The organism is Enterobacter wuhouensis (genome assembly GCF_035835995.1).
GTDB lineage: Bacteria > Pseudomonadota > Gammaproteobacteria > Enterobacterales > Enterobacteriaceae > Enterobacter > Enterobacter wuhouensis.
In genome coordinates, this window is the sequence record NZ_CP142124.1 from 4,016,247 (window position 1) to 4,031,632 (window position 15,386).

At 57.0% G+C, this 15,386-nt stretch carries 13 protein-coding genes and 1 tRNA gene; 6 read left to right on the plus strand and 8 right to left on the minus strand.

All coding sequences use genetic code 11. The features are described 5' to 3' along the window. Positions 1–3 precede the first annotated feature (3 nt). Positions 4–867: a fumarylacetoacetate hydrolase family protein gene (locus VPX56_RS19105; protein ID WP_131633550.1), complete on the minus strand. Its 864-nt coding sequence runs from the start codon at positions 865–867 to the stop codon at positions 4–6. A 17-nt stretch (positions 868–884) separates the two neighbouring features. Next, positions 885–2,246, minus strand: a complete 1,362-nt coding sequence (locus VPX56_RS19110; RefSeq protein ID WP_014885210.1) for a 2-hydroxycarboxylate transporter family protein — start codon at positions 2,244–2,246, stop codon at positions 885–887. Positions 2,247–2,591: 345 nt separating this feature from the next. Between VPX56_RS19110 and VPX56_RS19115 the strand changes: the two genes are divergently transcribed. Both VPX56_RS19115 and VPX56_RS19120 read left to right on the plus strand, forming a co-directional pair. Continuing rightward, positions 2,592–4,229 carry a sensor histidine kinase gene (locus tag VPX56_RS19115; RefSeq protein WP_326468318.1) on the plus strand — a complete coding sequence of 546 codons (1,638 nt, stop codon included), beginning with the start codon at positions 2,592–2,594 and terminating at the stop codon, positions 4,227–4,229. Beyond that, positions 4,219–4,911 (plus strand): response regulator, encoded by a 693-nt coding sequence (locus VPX56_RS19120; protein ID WP_131633548.1) that lies wholly within the window; start codon positions 4,219–4,221, stop codon positions 4,909–4,911. The genes VPX56_RS19115 and VPX56_RS19120 overlap by 11 nt, the downstream gene beginning before the upstream one ends. A gap of 115 nt (positions 4,912–5,026) precedes the next feature. On the opposite strand, the gene VPX56_RS19125 is transcribed toward VPX56_RS19120, so the two are convergent. Beyond that, positions 5,027–7,162: an ornithine decarboxylase gene (locus tag VPX56_RS19125; protein WP_326468320.1), complete on the minus strand. Its 2,136-nt coding sequence runs from the start codon at positions 7,160–7,162 to the stop codon at positions 5,027–5,029. Between the two features lie 181 nt (positions 7,163–7,343). Here VPX56_RS19125 and VPX56_RS19130 point away from each other — a divergent pair, with 181 nt between their 5' ends. Together VPX56_RS19130 and VPX56_RS19135 are read left to right on the plus strand one after the other, a co-directional pair. Then, entirely contained in the window at positions 7,344–8,057 is a 714-nt protein-coding gene (locus VPX56_RS19130; RefSeq protein ID WP_131633546.1) for a DUF554 domain-containing protein, read from the plus strand. A gap of 95 nt (positions 8,058–8,152) precedes the next feature. Further along, positions 8,153–8,228 (plus strand) — tRNA-Phe (locus tag VPX56_RS19135). A 4-nt stretch (positions 8,229–8,232) separates the two neighbouring features. Here the strand turns inward: VPX56_RS19135 and VPX56_RS19140 are convergent. From VPX56_RS19140 to VPX56_RS19155, 4 genes are read right to left on the minus strand one after another with little or no spacing between them, the layout of a single operon-like run. Continuing rightward, positions 8,233–8,901 carry a DUF1109 domain-containing protein gene (locus VPX56_RS19140; RefSeq protein ID WP_326468323.1) on the minus strand — a complete coding sequence of 223 codons (669 nt, stop codon included), beginning with the start codon at positions 8,899–8,901 and terminating at the stop codon, positions 8,233–8,235. After that, positions 8,888–9,445: an RNA polymerase sigma factor gene (locus VPX56_RS19145; protein ID WP_326468325.1), complete on the minus strand. Its 558-nt coding sequence runs from the start codon at positions 9,443–9,445 to the stop codon at positions 8,888–8,890. The genes VPX56_RS19140 and VPX56_RS19145 overlap by 14 nt, the downstream gene beginning before the upstream one ends. A gap of 20 nt (positions 9,446–9,465) precedes the next feature. Further along, positions 9,466–10,698: a protein-disulfide reductase DsbD family protein gene (locus VPX56_RS19150; RefSeq protein ID WP_131633543.1), complete on the minus strand. Its 1,233-nt coding sequence runs from the start codon at positions 10,696–10,698 to the stop codon at positions 9,466–9,468. A gap of 20 nt (positions 10,699–10,718) precedes the next feature. Next, complete coding sequence (locus tag VPX56_RS19155) at positions 10,719–11,270, minus strand: peroxiredoxin (protein WP_131633542.1); 552 nt, start codon at positions 11,268–11,270, stop codon at positions 10,719–10,721. A gap of 257 nt (positions 11,271–11,527) precedes the next feature. Here VPX56_RS19155 and VPX56_RS19160 point away from each other — a divergent pair, with 257 nt between their 5' ends. Then, positions 11,528–12,691, plus strand: coding sequence for a polysialyltransferase family glycosyltransferase (locus VPX56_RS19160; protein ID WP_326468328.1), 1,164 nt, complete (start codon positions 11,528–11,530; stop codon positions 12,689–12,691). A 73-nt stretch (positions 12,692–12,764) separates the two neighbouring features. Here VPX56_RS19160 and gss read toward each other — a convergent pair whose 3' ends face one another. After that, entirely contained in the window at positions 12,765–14,627 is a 1,863-nt protein-coding gene (gene gss / locus VPX56_RS19165; protein WP_326468330.1) for a bifunctional glutathionylspermidine amidase/synthase, read from the minus strand. Between the two features lie 152 nt (positions 14,628–14,779). On the opposite strand from gss, the gene VPX56_RS19170 reads away from it, so the two are divergent. Next, positions 14,780–15,328, plus strand: a complete 549-nt coding sequence (locus tag VPX56_RS19170; protein WP_326468332.1) for a DsbA family protein — start codon at positions 14,780–14,782, stop codon at positions 15,326–15,328. Positions 15,329–15,386 lie beyond the last annotated feature (58 nt).

Consider the following 15,386-nt stretch of genomic DNA (forward strand, 5'->3'; position numbering starts at 1 on the left):
TCCTCAGTGTGCTGCCGCAAGCCCGACGGCCGGCGCTTCCATAATCACGTTGCTCAGGTGACCGATATGCTCGATCTCCACCTCAATGCGATCGCCCTCCTTCATAAACAGCGGCGGGTTGCGCTTTTTACCCACGCCGCCCGGAGATCCGGTGATGATCACGTCGCCCGGGCTGAGGCGGGTGAAGGTGCTGATGTACTCGATCAGCTCCGCAACCTTGTGGATCATGCTGCTGGTGTTGTCTTCCTGCACCATGCGGCCGTTCAGCCAGGTGCGGATAGCCAGCTGATGCGGATCCGGGATCTCGTCCGCCGTCGCCATCCACGGGCCAAACGCGCCGGTCTGACGCCAGTTTTTACCGGCGGTAAACCAGGTGTGCTGCCAGTCGCGGGCCGAGCCGTCCATATAGCAGCTGTAGCCCGCCACATGGCGCAGGGCGTCGTCGCGGCTGATGTTCTCACCGCCTTTGCCGATGATCACCGCCAGCTCGCCTTCGTAATCGAATTCGCTGGAGTGGCGCGGCTTCAGCACCGGCTCGTTGTGGCCGGTCTGTGAATCCGGGAAGCGGACAAACAGCGTCGGGGCCGGGTTGTGCTGGTCAAACTCCTTGCGCTTGTCGGCGTAGTTCATGCCCACGCAGAGGATTTTTTCCGGCTGCACAATCACCGGTAAGAAGGTGATGGCGCTTAGCGGCACGTCTACCGCATCGTTCAGAAAGCGGGTGGCCTGCGCCAGCCCATTGCCCTGCAGCAGCGCCTTGAGGTCGCCGTAGCGGTCGCCCAGACGGCGGCCTAAATCAATCACGCCCTCGGCCTGGACGATGCCGTAGCTGCGTTTTCCCTGGTATAAAAAGCTTGCGAGTTTCATTGTTATTTCCTGAAAACTTAGACGAGGAAGTTGCCCAGAATCAGCAGTGAGATAGAGACGTTAATCGCCCCGCCGATTCGGGTAGCAATCTGGGCGAACGGCATCAGGCTCATGCGGTTGCCTGCGGTCAGGATCGCCACGTCGCCGGTACCGCCCTGGCCGCTCTGGCAGCAGGAAACGATGGCGACATCAATCGGGTGCATGCCAATCTTTTTGCCGACGAAGAAGCCGGTCGCCACCAGCGCGGAAACGGTGCTGACGATCACCAGCAGGTTGCTGACGGTGAACGCCGCCACCAGCTCATGCCACGGGGTGATGGCCACGCCGACGGCGAAGAGGATTGGGTAGGTCACGGAGGTCTGGAAGAATTTGTACACCACCTGCGAGCCTTCCAGCAGGCGCGGAGAGGCGCCGTTGCAGAGCTTCACCAGCACCGCCATAAACAGCATGCCGACCGGCGCAGGCAGGCCAATCAGCTTGTGGCCGAGCATGCCCAGCATGTAGAGCAGCACCGCCAGCAGCGCGCCGGAGGCGATAGTGGTGACGTCCGCTTTGCCGGAGAACGCAGGCTGAGAAACGGTGGTATCGGCATTCGCGCGGTTCGGCATCAGCTGGCCTTCGCCGGTCAGGTGCGGGTAGCGTTTACCGAGCTGGTTCAGGCAGCCGGAGATGATGATTGCCGTCAGGCCGCCGAGCATGACCATCGGCAGCACGCGGCCGAGCGCCACGCCCTGGTCCATGTGCAGCAGGGTGGCATAGCCGATGGAAAGCGGGATTGCCCCTTCCCCGACGCCGCCCGCCATAATCGGCAGAATGATAAAGAAGAAGATCTGGAACGGCTCAAGGCCCAGCGCCAGGCCGACGCCCATCCCCACCAGCATGCCGACGATTTCACCGCACAGCATCGGGAAGAAGATGCGCAGGAAGCCCTGAATCAGCACCGTGCGGTTCATGCTCATGATGCTGCCAACGATAATGCAGCAGATGTAGAGGTAGAGAATGTTGGTGGATTTGTAGAACTTGGTGGTGGACTCGACCACCACGTCCGGCAGCAGGCCGTAGTAGACCAGAGCGGAAGGGATAAAGGTGGCGCAAATCGCCGCCGCGCCGAGCTTGCCGACAATCGGCAAGCGTTTGCCGAACTCGCCGCAGGCAAAGCCGAAGAAGGCCAGCGTGGCCACCATGACCACGATGTCGCTCGGCAGCTTTCCGCCCAGGCAATCAATGGCAATCAGCGCGCCCGCCAGCACGAACAGCGGCAGAGGAATAATCCCGATTTTCCAGGTATCCATAATATGCCACCAGCGCTCTTTGAGCGAAGGTCGCTGAATTTCAATCGGGTCGTGGGTAACAGAGAAAGAATCGTCAGTTGTGCTCATAATAAGCCCCTTAGTTATTTTGTGCGTTCAGCTTAGAGTCACAAAGGCTTACTTTATGTGAGGAATGGCATATTAAAAGCGAAGTTTTAATGGCAGCTATGGTTTTAATGGTTTCTTTTATTTAATGTGATTTATAGCTTATTTATTGCCGTGGTTTTTATGGTTTTTTTTCTTAATTGAACATACAAATAACATTTATTAATTTAGCCTTAAGGCGCAAGCTCTTTCAGATAAATCTTTTACAGAGCGTGCTGTGCAAGGGATCACAAGTTTTCGGCAAAGCGGGCATCCCTTTGTTAAAAGATGATATATTGAGTCGACCTGTTGATACCAGACGTGATAGTTATGAAAGTGTCGTTTCAGATCAAGCTGTTTATTTCACTGGTCGCCTTTTTCTCAGTGCTGTTTGCGCTGCTGGGCGGATATTATTATGTCGACGTCGGCAGGCAGCTTTATCAGGAAATGAGCGCACGCGCAAAAATACAGGCTGAGGAAATCGCCCTTATTCCTTCCCTGCGAAAAGAGGTCGAACAAAAGGATATCCAGGGCATCCATGACTTCATGCAGAAATTAGCCGCCCACAGCGACGCCAGCTTTATTGTGATTGGCGACAATAAAGGCCTTCATCTTTTTCACTCCGTCTTTGCCGACCGGGTGGGAAAGACGCTTGTCGGGGGAGATAACGAAGAGGTCCTGCACGGGAAAAGCACCACCACGATCCGCAAGGGCGGCTTAGGCATTTCGCTGCGCAGCAAAGCGCCCATTTTTAACGATGCCGGGCAGGTGGTGGGGATTGTCTCGGTGGGCTATCTCACGAGCTACCTGGACACCATCACCGTTAGCAAAGTGGTCAACATCCTGATTGCGGCCGTGCTGCTGCTGATCGCCCTGTTTATCTTCTCCTGGTTCTTCACCCGCAGTATTAAAAAGCAGATCTTCTCTCTGGAACCGCGCGAGATCGGCCTGCTGGTGCGCCAGCAGAAAGCGATGATGGAGTCCATCTACGAAGGGGTGATCGCCATCGACGACGATCTGCGCATTGAGGTGATCAATCAGGCGGCGCGTAAATTATTGGGATTAAGCCAGCCTGCTCGCGAACTTCGGGGGCAGCTGATAAGCCAGGTGATCGATCCGGTGCCATTCTTCACTCCCCAGACCATGCTGGCGAAAGATACCCACGATGAGATCTGCCGCTTTAACGACCTCACCGTAATTGCCAGCCGGGTGCGGATCATGCTGGAAGATTCGCTCCAGGGATGGGTGATCACCTTCCGCGATCGCAACGAGATCGACTCGCTCAGCGCCCAGCTCAGCCAGGTTAAGCGCTACGTTGATAACCTGCGCATCATGCGCCACGAGCAGCTTAACCGGATGACCACCCTTTCAGGCCTGCTGCATATGGGGCGCTACGAGGAGGCCATTGGCTATATTCAGGCGCAGTCAGAGCATGCGCAGGAGCTGCTGGACTTTATCTCGTCGCGCTTTAGCTCTCCGATGCTGTGCGGCCTGCTGCTGGGCAAAGCCGCCCGCGCCCGCGAGAAGGGCGTGGAGCTGAGCTTCGATCCGGCCTGCCGAATGGACAAGCCTTTCCTGCCGCTGCTTGAATCGGAACTTATCTCGATTATTGGGAACCTGCTGGATAACGCCATTGAGGCGACGCAGCGCTCGCCGCTGCCGCATGCCCCAGTCGACGTACTGATTAAGCTGAGCGAGCGGGAGCTGATCGTGGAAGTGGCCGACCAGGGCGTCGGCATTAAACCGGCGATCCGCGATCGAATATTTGAACGCGGCATCACCACCAAAACGCGCGGCGATCATGGCATTGGCCTGTATCTGATCGAAAGCTATGTCACGCAGGCGGGCGGCACAATAGAAGTTGCCGATAACACCCCGCGCGGGGCTATTTTCTCTCTCTTTATTCCCGCTACGGATGCCGCCCGACGTCCTGCACAGGAAATGGAAGATACTGATTATGCAACATGAACTTATCGACGTACTGATTGTTGAAGACGAGAACGAACTGGCGCAGCTGCACGCGGAGTTAATCAGTAAACATCCGCGTCTGAGGCTGGTGGGGATTGCCACGTCGCTGGCGGACGCGCAGGCACAGCTTGAGAGCAAGCAGCCGCAGCTGATGCTGTTGGATAACTACCTGCCGGACGGCAAGGGCATCACGCTTATCAGCAATCCAATGCTGGCCCGCGCCAACTGCTCGGTGATTTTCATTACCGCCGCCAGCGATATGGACACATGCAGCCAGGCGATCCGCAACGGGGCGTTTGACTACATCCTCAAACCGGTGTCCTGGAAACGGCTCAGCCAGTCGTTGGAGCGCTTTGTGCAGTTCGCCGAGCAGCAGCGCGTCTGGAAGATTGTCGACCAGCAGAACGTGGATTCCCTTTATCTGCTGCAGGCGAAAAATTACCGCCAGGATAACGGCAGCAAAGGCATTGAGGAAAACACGCTGGCGCGGGTACAAACGCTTTTTAACGACAAGGCGACGCACTGTTTTTCGGTGGACGAAGTGGTGAGCGAGACGGGTTTGAGTAAAACCACCACCCGGCGCTATCTGGAACACTGCGTCGAGGCGGGGTTTCTCAGCGTGGAGATGCTGTACGGGAAAATTGGGCATCCGAGGAGGATGTACAAACGTAGTGCGGCATAGCTCCCCTCACCCCGGCCCTCTCCCCAAAGGGGCGAGGGTGAAAAGACGGCTCCGTGCAATCCCCTCTCCCCTTTGGGGAGAGGGTTAGGGTGAGGGGTGAGGCCAACGGCCCACACTACCTCAACACGTACCCATACAGCCGCTTAATCCCGTCCGCATCCTTCTCGCTGTATACGCCCTGCAGCTCCGGCGAGAAGCCCGGCAGCAGGTTAATGCCCTCCTCCAGCGCCAGGAAGTAACGCTGCACCGCCCCGCCCCAGACTTCACCCGGCACCACGCACAGCACGCCAGGGGGATAAGGCAGCGCGCCCTCCGCGGCAATGCGCCCTGCGGCATCCCGTATGCGAACCAGCTCCACCTCGCCGCGAATATACTCCCGGTTGGCATCCTGCGGGTTCATCACCACCGCTGGCAGGCTCTCCTGACGGAACATCGCCTTCTGCAGATCCTTCACGTTAAAGCTGACGTAGAGATCGTGCATCTCCTGGCACAGCTGGCGGATCGTGTAATCACGGTAGCGCACGGGATATTTCTGGAAAATGGTCGGCAGCACGTCGGCCAGCGGGGTGTCGTCTTCAATATGCTGCTCAAACTGACCCAGCATCGCAACCAGCTGCGCCAGCTTCTCGCTGCTTTCGGCAGGCGTCAGCAGGAACAGGATTGAGTTGAGATCGCACTTTTCCGGCACGATGCCGTTCTCGCGCAGGTAGTGCGCCAGAATCGTCGCCGGGATACCGAAGTCCGTGTACTCCCCGGTTTCGGCATCGATACCCGGCGTGGTCAGCAGGAGCTTGCACGGGTCGACAAAATACTGCTCGCGGGCATAGCCCTCAAAACCGTGCCATTTTGCCCCCGGCTCGAAGCTGAAGAAACGACGCTCGCTGGCAATGGTGTGTGTCGCATGATCCTGCCACGGACGCCCCGCCACCGTCGGTGGAATGAAGGGTTTGATCATATGGCAGTTGGCAATGATGGCGTTGCGCGCCTCAATGCCCAGCTCGACGCACTCCGCCCACAGCCTGCGTCCGCTTTCGCCTTCGTGAATTTTGGCGTTTACGTCCAGCGCCGCAAACAGCGGATAAAACGGGCTGGTGGACGCGTGCAGCATAAAGGCATTATTCAGCCGCTTGTGCGGGCAGAAGCGCGCCTGACCGCGAAGGTGGTTATCCTTTTTATGGATCTGCGAGGTTTGCGAGAACCCTGCCTGCTGCTTATGCACCGACTGGGTCACGAAAATGCCCGGATCGTTCTCGTTCAGCTCCAGCAACAGCGGGGACGTTTCCGCCATCATTGGAATAAACTGCTCGTAGCCCACCCACGCGGAGTCAAACAGGATGTAGTCGCAGAGGTGGCCGATCTTGTCGATCACCTGACGCGCGTTATAGATCGTGCCGTCGTAGGTGCCCAGCTGAATGATGGCCAGGCGGAACGGGCGGGCCTCGTTGGCCTTCTCTGGCGCCACGTCACGGATCAGATTGCGCAGGTACGCATCGTCGAAGCAGTGTTCATCGATCCCGCCGATAAAGCCGAACGGGTTTCGCGCCGCCTCAAGGTAGACCGGCGTAGCCCCTGCCTGAATCAGCGCGCCGTGATGGTTAGATTTGTGGTTATTGCGGTCAAACAGCACCAGGTCACCGCGGGTCAGCAGCGCGTTGGTGACAACCTTATTCGCGGCTGAGGTGCCGTTCAGCACGAAGTAGGTTTTATCGGCATTAAAGACTTTCGCCGCGAACTTTTGCGCGTGCTTGGCGGAACCTTCGTGGATAAGCAGATCGCCCAGCTTCACGTCCGCGTTGCACATATCGGCGCGAAAGACGTTCTCACCGAAGAACTCATAGAACTGCCGCCCCGCCGGATGCTTCCTGAAAAACGCGCCGTGCTGGTGGCCCGGACAGGCAAAGGTGCTGTTCCCCATCGCCACGTACTGGCTCAGGGTGTCAAAAAAGGGCGGCAGCAGGTTCTCTTCGTAACGGCAGGCGGCAGATTCCAGTTCCAGGAACTCTTGCGCTTTACCGGCGAGGGTGGCGGTGACGCCTTCAGGAACCTCCGTCGGCTCCTGCGAGAACATAAACACCGGCAGCTGAAAGCCCGTGCGTTTCAGCAGCGCAAGAATGCCGCTGCGGCTTTCCGCCACCGTAATGACGACTGCCGCCACGTCGGTAAAATCGGTGCTGTCCAGCGTTACCTTTTCGCGGTGCGTAGAGACAGCGGAGACCAGCTCGCGGCTGACGGCAATTTTCATGGTTTTCATAGGCGCAGTTACCCTCACCGGGCGGTGAGACAGGGAGGAGAAAATTCGCGCAATAATGTCACCTTTTATTTTTAGGTGCAACAGAGAATCAGTATGCACTAAGCCTTGCAAAGCTAAGCCAGATGCAGCCTTGACGTGTCATAATCATGCAATACCAATGATTAAGTAACAGGAGTTAACCGTGGTTATCGGACCCTTTATTAACGCCGGAGCCGTTTTACTGGGCGGCGTTCTGGGCGCGCTTCTAAGCCAGCGGCTGCCGGAGCGTATTCGCTCCTCGATGCCGTCGATATTTGGGCTGGCATCGTTGGGCATCGGCATACTTTTAGTGATTAAATGCGCCAACCTGCCGGTGATGGTGCTGGCGACCCTGCTCGGCGCGCTGATCGGCGAGTTCTGCTACCTGGAAAAAGGCATCAATAACGCGGTAGGCAGAGCCAAAAACCTGATTGCCCGCCCCGGCAAGGCGAAACACGGCACGCATGAGACGTTTATTCAGAACTATGTCGCCATCATTATTCTGTTTTGCGCCAGCGGCACGGGGATTTTCGGTTCGATGCAGGAAGGGATGACCGGCGATCCCAGCATATTGATTGCTAAGGCGTTTCTCGATTTCTTTACCGCCACCATTTTCGCCACCACGCTCGGCATCGCCGTTGCGGCGATTTGCGTGCCTATGCTGCTGATCCAGCTGGCGCTTGCTACCTGCGCCACGCTGATCCTGCCGCTGACCACGCCAGCAATGATGGCGGACTTCACCGCCGTTGGCGGCCTGCTGCTGCTGGCTACGGGGCTGCGCATCTGCGGGATAAAGATGTTTGCAGTGGTCAACATGCTGCCCGCCCTGCTGCTCGCCATGCCGCTGTCCGCGCTCTGGACGCACTTTTTTGCCTAAGATTACGGCGAACTGGTGAGAGAGTGTGCAGTCTGTAGCGAAATCAATAAATTTCGTTGACGGCGAAGGGTGAATCGGGTTTAATGCGCCCCGTTGCCCGGATAGCTCAGTCGGTAGAGCAGGGGATTGAAAATCCCCGTGTCCTTGGTTCGATTCCGAGTCCGGGCACCACTATTTAAAGAACCCGCCCACAAGGCGGGTTTTTGCTTTTCTGCTCCCCTACCCTCACCAACCGCCATCCCATTACCATCGTCGCCACAACAATTGTTCCCGCCGCCGCTACGTGCAGCAAAAAGTCCAGCGGATGCACTTCCACCGGATGGCAAAACAACAGCAGCGTCAGCGCCATACACGCCACGCCAGCGCCGGCTACGGCCAGCGTGCGCAGCGGATAAAGCGACCGCGTCCGGCGCAAGTAGCCAATCACAATCGCCATCATTGGTGCGCTCACCGCCATCATATACAGATAGCAGTTCACTTCATCAGGGTGATGCGCCTGCAGGGGCGAGTGCCCGAGGCTGAGCATCGCGCAGCACAGCCAAAGCGCAATTAACGGTATAAACCATTTCCAGCCCAGCGGCCTGCGCCCGGCAATGCTTAATAAAAAAGCATTGCGAATGGCCAGCGTGCCGGTGATGAACGCGACCAAAAGCTGCAGCGCCGCCAACAGCGCGCCGGATTGCGTCCAGTCCGTCACGGCTCTGTAAAACACCAGGCTGCTTAACCAGCCGCAGGGCAGCGCCGTCAGCAGCCAGGCGGCCACGCGCAGGCTGTTCGGCCACAGGCGGCGTACCGGCCCGGCATCCTGACTGAGCTGCGAAATTAACACATCATGATCGGCCATGTTTTGCTCCCATCCGGCGAAGGTTAGTGATTGCTCTGTGCAGTAACGACTTCACCGCTGCCACGCTTAGATTATTGCGCGCGGCGGCCTCGGCGAGGCTCATCTCCTGCAGGTGGATATGCTCCACAATCTGACGCTGGCGCACGGGAAGCTGGTCTAATATCAGCACCAGTTCCTCCCCTCGCTCATCCGGGTCCGGCATGCTCTCTGAGGCTGAGTCAGGCAGATCCTCGTCATTCGCCTCACGCAGCCGATGGCGGCCACGCTTGCGCAATGCGTCAATGGTCCGGGCCTGCGTAATCGCCATCAGCCACGGCAGAAAAGGACAGGCAGGATCGTAGGTATGCCGTATCCGATGAACCGTCAGCAGAACATCCTGGATGACGTCATCCACCAGCACGCGATCGGCAATCTGTTTGCGGACAATGCCCCGGATCGCCGGAACGATGGCCCGCAACAGATGCGTATACGCATCGCGATCGCCCGCCTGCGCGCTTGCCATCAGTGCGGGCCATGCTTCGCGCGGCGCTAAGCCGCTATCCATATTCCGCCATGCGCGTTACCTCATGCTTTTTTACCGGATGCCTGATTAAGCGCGTCAACCACAATCGCGGGGGTCAGTACCTGCGGCAATACTTTCGGCGCGCCGCCATCCGCCGGGTAGACCACATACAGCGGCAAACCGCCCTGCCCGAACGTGCTCATCGCGTCATCGATATCGGCGTTAAATTTGGTTGAATCCGCCACCATATAGACGGTGCCCGTTCTGGCAAGCGCCTGCTTCACCGCCGCTGTTGAAAGTGACGTCCGCTCGTTGACCTGACAGGTAATGCACCACGACGCGGTAAAATCGACAAAGATGGCTTTACCGTGCCCGCGCATCTCCTCAACCGTCTGCGGCGACCATGTCACCCGCGTGATGTTTTCCGCACCCGGCGCGTCCGGCTGCGATGGCTGTGTGTGCAGCATTCCCGGCAGAGGGCCTACTGCCGCCACAAACAGTACCACCGTTACCGCCAGCAGCGCTTTGTATGACTGCCCGATGTAGCGCCTACGCTGGGCGATGCCGTACAGCCACGCCGCAAAAGCCACCACCACGGCGCAGGCCAGCATAACCGCCAGCGCCGTCGTACCTGCCTGCTGCGTCAATACCCACACCAGCCAGGCGAATGCCCCCAGCATCGGAAAAGCCAGCCCGCGCTTGAGAACATCCATCCAGGCGCCGGGTCGCGGCAGGCGTTCGGCTATCGCCGGGAACAGTGAGATCAGGGTAAAGGGCGCGGCAAACCCTAGCGCCAGCGCGAGAAAAATGCCCAGCGACACCACCGGTGGCTGCACCAGCGCATACCCTACGGCTCCCGCCATGAAGGGCGCCGAGCAGGGTGTTGCTACCACTATCGCCAGCGCCCCGGTTAACGCCGAGCGGGTAAAGGCCCCGCGGCCAACCGAGATCTCTCCCGCCCGCTGCAGCGACAATCCCACTTCAAACACGCCAAGCAGGTTCAGCGCCGCGCCGAGGATAATCAGCGCCAGGGCAGCAATCACCAGCGGAGACTGGAGCTGGAACCCCCAGCCGACGGCCGTTCCTCCCGCTCGCAGCGCCAGCAGCACGCCCGCCAGGACCAGCATGGTAAAAATCACCCCCAGCAGAAAACCAAGCCCTTCGGTGCGCGCGCTTTTGGTGTCACCCTGATGGCGCAGAATGCCCAGCGCCTTGAGGGAGATCACCGGGAACACGCAGGGCATAAAGTTAAGAATAATGCCGCCCACAAAGGCGGCCAGCATGGCTGTTAGCATAGCGAACCCCGGCAGCTAAGTTACGAGTGTGAATTCGCGTATTTTTTCACCGCATCCATGGTTTTCTGGATGTGTTCGTCAGGGTTGCGGTCGGTATAGCTCAGCAGGATTTTACCGTCCGGCGCGATAACGAACGACGTCCGGTCAGAAACGGTTTTGCCGTTCATCTGCATCAGGGTCTGATACTCGGAAGCCACTTTCGCGCCGGGATCGGCCGCCACGGCAAATTTATCCCGACACTCCAGCTTCGAAAATTCATCCACCTGATCGACATTCCCGGCGGTGACGCCCACAACGGTCGCCCCCAGTTTTTTAAAGTCGTCGGTTGCTTCGGCGAAGGCGTGCGCCTCAAGGGTACAGCCTTTGGTAAATGCAGCCGGGAAGAAATAGAGGACGACCGGGCCTTTTTGCAGCGCCTGCTTGAGGGAGAAGGTCAGCGGTTTTCCCCCCAGAGCGCCCTGCAGGCTAAAGTCAGGGGCGCTCGCGCCCGCCTCAAGGGCGGCATTGGCGCTCAGGGTGAAGAGAGAAAGCGTGAGTACGGCGGCGGCGGACAGGGTTTTTAAACGTTTCATGGTCGGCTCCATCAGGGAAAAAGGTGCTGTATGAATAATAGTTCGCACGCTAAGCCCCGAAGGTTTCGCTCAGGGAGAAAAAAATCTGCGGGGGGCAAAGCCTGCGTCATATGAGGTTGACGCTTATCTTCCAGCAGCGGAAAAAATGCTTCCTCCCCTTTCGCCTCCTGACGGATAAGTGACTAATAGAATTGATAAAAATATATGGCACATCAATTGCATTAGGATGAAATTGGCTTTCTGGCATGGGTTTGTCCATGAGTATTAAAACGTTAAAAATCTATATTGAACCGGCATCACTTCCTTTGACGCAGCAGCTCATCAATTATGTTCAGTCGATTGATGATGAAAACGTGTATAGCATCCTGATCCTCGAAAGACTCAAAATTAATATCGATGAAATACAAAATGGCAGAACCGTATACGCATATAAAGTGAATGAAAACCTGTCACAAAAGCTGAATAGCGTTGCCAGGTTCATCCTTAACAGGCCGGGTTTTCAGGTTGAAATACATACGAATATCTTTCGTGCGCAGGATATTTTGCTGCCGTTATTGAAACAGATCCTGCCGTTTATTCCGCAGGACACGCTGCAGCTTCACCTGTATGACGATGGTACAGGAACCCTTCTCCAGCGGGCCGAAATGCGTCGCTTCGACGGAAAAGTATTGAGTAAGATGATGCATGAGCGAGCGGAAGTGCTTCATCATCTCTTAACCTCAAATAAACCCCTGGATGCCTGGGAATGGAACGTGGTCGATAATTATGTCTGGCATTATTTCCTTGATGCGAAATATTACCTTCTCCAGTCGCCTCGTGAGAGTCAATCAGGCAGCCGATTCTTTGATAAGCTTCAGCGCGCAACGGTGCCGCTGAATTACGATGATGCTCACCCAGCCTTGTTATCAACGGTAAAAATATGGGATCGCCTGTTAGCCATCCCTGAAGGGCTGAGAGCGCAGCTATCAGAAACGGCAAAAAACAACGAGGCCGTTCTCTTTTTAACCACATATTATATTGATGTGCAAAAAAGAGAGGAGCATCATCGCGCGATGCTGAAAAAGATCGCAGAGCTTAAATCATCAGGCGCCCTGCCCGACGAGAAGCATATCATTTATAAGGGCCATCCCGTAAATGGTGAACGTAATCATGCGCTCCGCAGTGCCTTAGGGGAAAATATTACCGAACTCCCGGACAATATCCCCTTAGAATACCTGCACGCGCAAGGTTTACTGCCTAAAAACATCGCGGGCTGCTTCAGCTCTTCCTTTTTCAGCATGAAAAATAAAAACGTGAAGTTTGTCATTATGAACGGACATGCGGGTAACGATGTCAACAGAATGAATATCGAGCTCATTAAATTATACGGCTGCTTCGATACAGATAATATTATTTATCTTGAAGACCATGCTGGCTTATAGAGATTTAAGTATCCCGTCAATGTAAAAACATCCGCAAGGATCGCTTGCGGATGTGGGTGCATCGGGGTGGACGTCATTTATCTTTAAGCACAATCAGCGGCTCAATATCGCTCTCTTTCTTCACCACCAGCGAGTCATCCCCGCGCAGGCAGGTTCCGCCATAGTTCCCCCCAACGGTAAAGGTACAAACCTGAATGTACTTCCCGTCAACCTTCGGCAGGCACCACAGCTGCTGGTAGATGTTTTTACGGTCGACAAACTTGCCGCTGGATTTATCCAGCAGTTCGTCCTGGGCGCTAATCAGATCGATATTGCTGCCGCAGCGTCCGGCAATCGGCTTGACGGCGTATCCGGTCTGCTTCAGCAGACCGTTAACCTCAAAATCGGTGTCGAGCAGGTAGCGGTGGTTCGGGAACAGCTGCCACAGCACCGGCAGGATCGCCTTATTGCCGGGGATCACCGTCCACAGCGGCTCGAAGACCAGCACCTCCGGGCGCAGCAGGACATCTATCAGGCGCACCTCGCCCTCGGGATGCCCGGTGCGGATCGGCACGGCGGCGTACTCGGTTTCGCTGACCTCGCGGATCTGCTCGATCGCCGTTTCCCATGCCCAGGTTTTCCACACGCAGTTGACGGGTCGGCCTTCATCGTCGATGAGTTGCCCGGCGGCATCCCAGCTTAGCACCTCCAGTCCGTGCAGAATTTTGGTGTCAAACCCGGCCTGCATCAGCGAACGCTGTATAAAGAGCGCGTGGTAGTCCTCTTCAACGTCGTTATCCTGCATGATGTGAACGAACGGCCGCGCGTGGCTGTGCTTCCATGCGCCGGTCAGCTCTTCCAGCAGCCCTTCCGCCGGGTTGTGGCCCGCGCCGCGATAGCCGTTTTTCACCCACTCTTCAAGGATTAGCCCGCCCTCGGTGTGGCAGGACGCGGAGTCGGCGTTGTACTCGTACACCTTAATGCCGCGCTCGTCCATGCAGAAGTCCATACGACCGGTGATCATATGGTGACGACGCCACTGCCAGGAGAGGCGCAGGCGCGGCCAGAGGATTTTCGGGATGTCGAAGAGCGCCAGCAGGCTGTCGTCTTTCAGCACCTTGTCGGTCGCGTGCAGGTACATCAGGTGCAGCTCATTCGTCGCTTTGATCAGCTCCTGCTCGGCGCTTTCGGTGATGGTGAAATACTGGCAGGGATCTTTATTGATCGCGTGGCCGTTCGCCCGAACGTACGCCTGCTGCAGGGCGTCATCTTCATTAAGCCATTTTCCGTCGAACTGACGCGTGTTTTTCAGCCGCGCGCCGCTGATTTTCAGCAGTTCACCGTCGATTTCCGGCTGGGGAATGCTGTGTTCCGCGTCGTCGGTCTGGATCATCCAGCCGAGGATCTCCGTGTCGTTGAAGGTGTCATGGATCGTATAACACCCGTTCTCCACGCTCAGACGCAGCTCGCGCGTCCACTGCTGCCCGAGCGGCAGCGGGGAGTGAATCACGTTCTGCTCCGCAATTCGCACCTTATCGTCCAGCAGTTGGGTGATCACCGCCACGTGGCCGGTCTCGTGAAACTCGCCGCCCTTTTGCCAGATCAGCAGCGCCCCGGCGCGCGGCGCGCGTTTCGAACCGTTGGCGAAGGCCTGCAGCGGCAGGATGTTGTCGTTCACCACCTCGCGCAAAAAGCGCAGGGAGAAGATCTCCCACGCCATGCCGACGTCGGTAAAGACAAAGCCGTAGTTGAGGAACAGGAAACGGCGGGCGAACTCAACGCACTGCCACTTGTGGCCCATGTATTCGTTGCCGATATAGCTGCGGAAATCCGCATCTTCCGGGTAGCTGCGCGGGTCCAGACTGCCGTAATTTGAAGAGTAAATCGCCACGCCACCGGGCGCATAGCCTAACAACGTCCCGAATGGCGCATCACTGCTTAACTTTCCTTTACGCATGTATCCAACCTAAAACAGGCAGGCGGCAATTTTTTAGGGGTTGTCGTCGTCTGCACGTTGTAATTAACCTGACAGAGGTGGATTTATCATACACCTGCGTGGCAAATTATTCGTCGCAACAATAACTAAAATTCACAACATCAGGAGTCAACATGAGCGTACAGGCGCAAGCGCTGGAATGGGGCCACGGCCCGCGTACCTTTGAAGTGTTTCTGGAACCAACCTGCCCCTTCTCGGTGAAGGCGTTTAATAAGCTGAATGCGTTTCTGGAACAGGTTGGGGAAGACAAGGTCACGGTCAAAATCCGCCTGCAATCTCAGCCGTGGCACCTATTTTCCGGGGTGATTGTGCGCTGCATTCTGGCGGCATCCACGCTGCCGGACGGCAAAGACGCCGCGCGTAAAGTGATGCAGGCGGTGGCCGACCATCGCGAGGAGTTCGAATTTACCGACCACTGCAGCGGCCCGAATATGCAGGCCACGCCGGACGAGATTATCGCGCGAATCGAGGGCTACAGCGGGGTGCAGGTTGCAGGCGCGTTTGCCCGGCCGGAACTGCAAAATGAGATAAAATGGCACTGCAAATACGCCCGCCAGAACGGCATTCACGTCTCGCCGACGTTTATGGTTAACGGCCTGGTGCAGGCGGATTTAGGCAGCGGCGATGACGTAGAGGCGTGGGCGAAGCGGGTGTTGGGATAGCGTTGTGCCGTCGGTCATGCCGGGTGGCGGCTTCGCCTTACCCGGCCTACATAACACA

Coding starts and splice junctions, on each gene's coding strand:
- VPX56_RS19105 (WP_131633550.1), bottom strand. CDS start 867: ATGAAACTCGCAAGCTTTTTATACCAGGGAAAACGCAGCTACGGCATC.
- VPX56_RS19110 (WP_014885210.1), bottom strand. CDS start 2,246: ATGAGCACAACTGACGATTCTTTCTCTGTTACCCACGACCCGATTGAA.
- VPX56_RS19115 (WP_326468318.1), top strand. CDS start 2,592: ATGAAAGTGTCGTTTCAGATCAAGCTGTTTATTTCACTGGTCGCCTTT.
- VPX56_RS19120 (WP_131633548.1), top strand. CDS start 4,219: ATGCAACATGAACTTATCGACGTACTGATTGTTGAAGACGAGAACGAA.
- VPX56_RS19125 (WP_326468320.1), bottom strand. CDS start 7,162: ATGAAAACCATGAAAATTGCCGTCAGCCGCGAGCTGGTCTCCGCTGTC.
- VPX56_RS19140 (WP_326468323.1), bottom strand. CDS start 8,901: ATGGCCGATCATGATGTGTTAATTTCGCAGCTCAGTCAGGATGCCGGG.
- VPX56_RS19145 (WP_326468325.1), bottom strand. CDS start 9,445: ATGGATAGCGGCTTAGCGCCGCGCGAAGCATGGCCCGCACTGATGGCA.
- VPX56_RS19150 (WP_131633543.1), bottom strand. CDS start 10,698: ATGCTAACAGCCATGCTGGCCGCCTTTGTGGGCGGCATTATTCTTAAC.
- VPX56_RS19155 (WP_131633542.1), bottom strand. CDS start 11,270: ATGAAACGTTTAAAAACCCTGTCCGCCGCCGCCGTACTCACGCTTTCT.
- VPX56_RS19160 (WP_326468328.1), top strand. CDS start 11,528: ATGAGTATTAAAACGTTAAAAATCTATATTGAACCGGCATCACTTCCT.
- gss (WP_326468330.1), bottom strand. CDS start 14,627: ATGCGTAAAGGAAAGTTAAGCAGTGATGCGCCATTCGGGACGTTGTTA.
- VPX56_RS19170 (WP_326468332.1), top strand. CDS start 14,780: ATGAGCGTACAGGCGCAAGCGCTGGAATGGGGCCACGGCCCGCGTACC.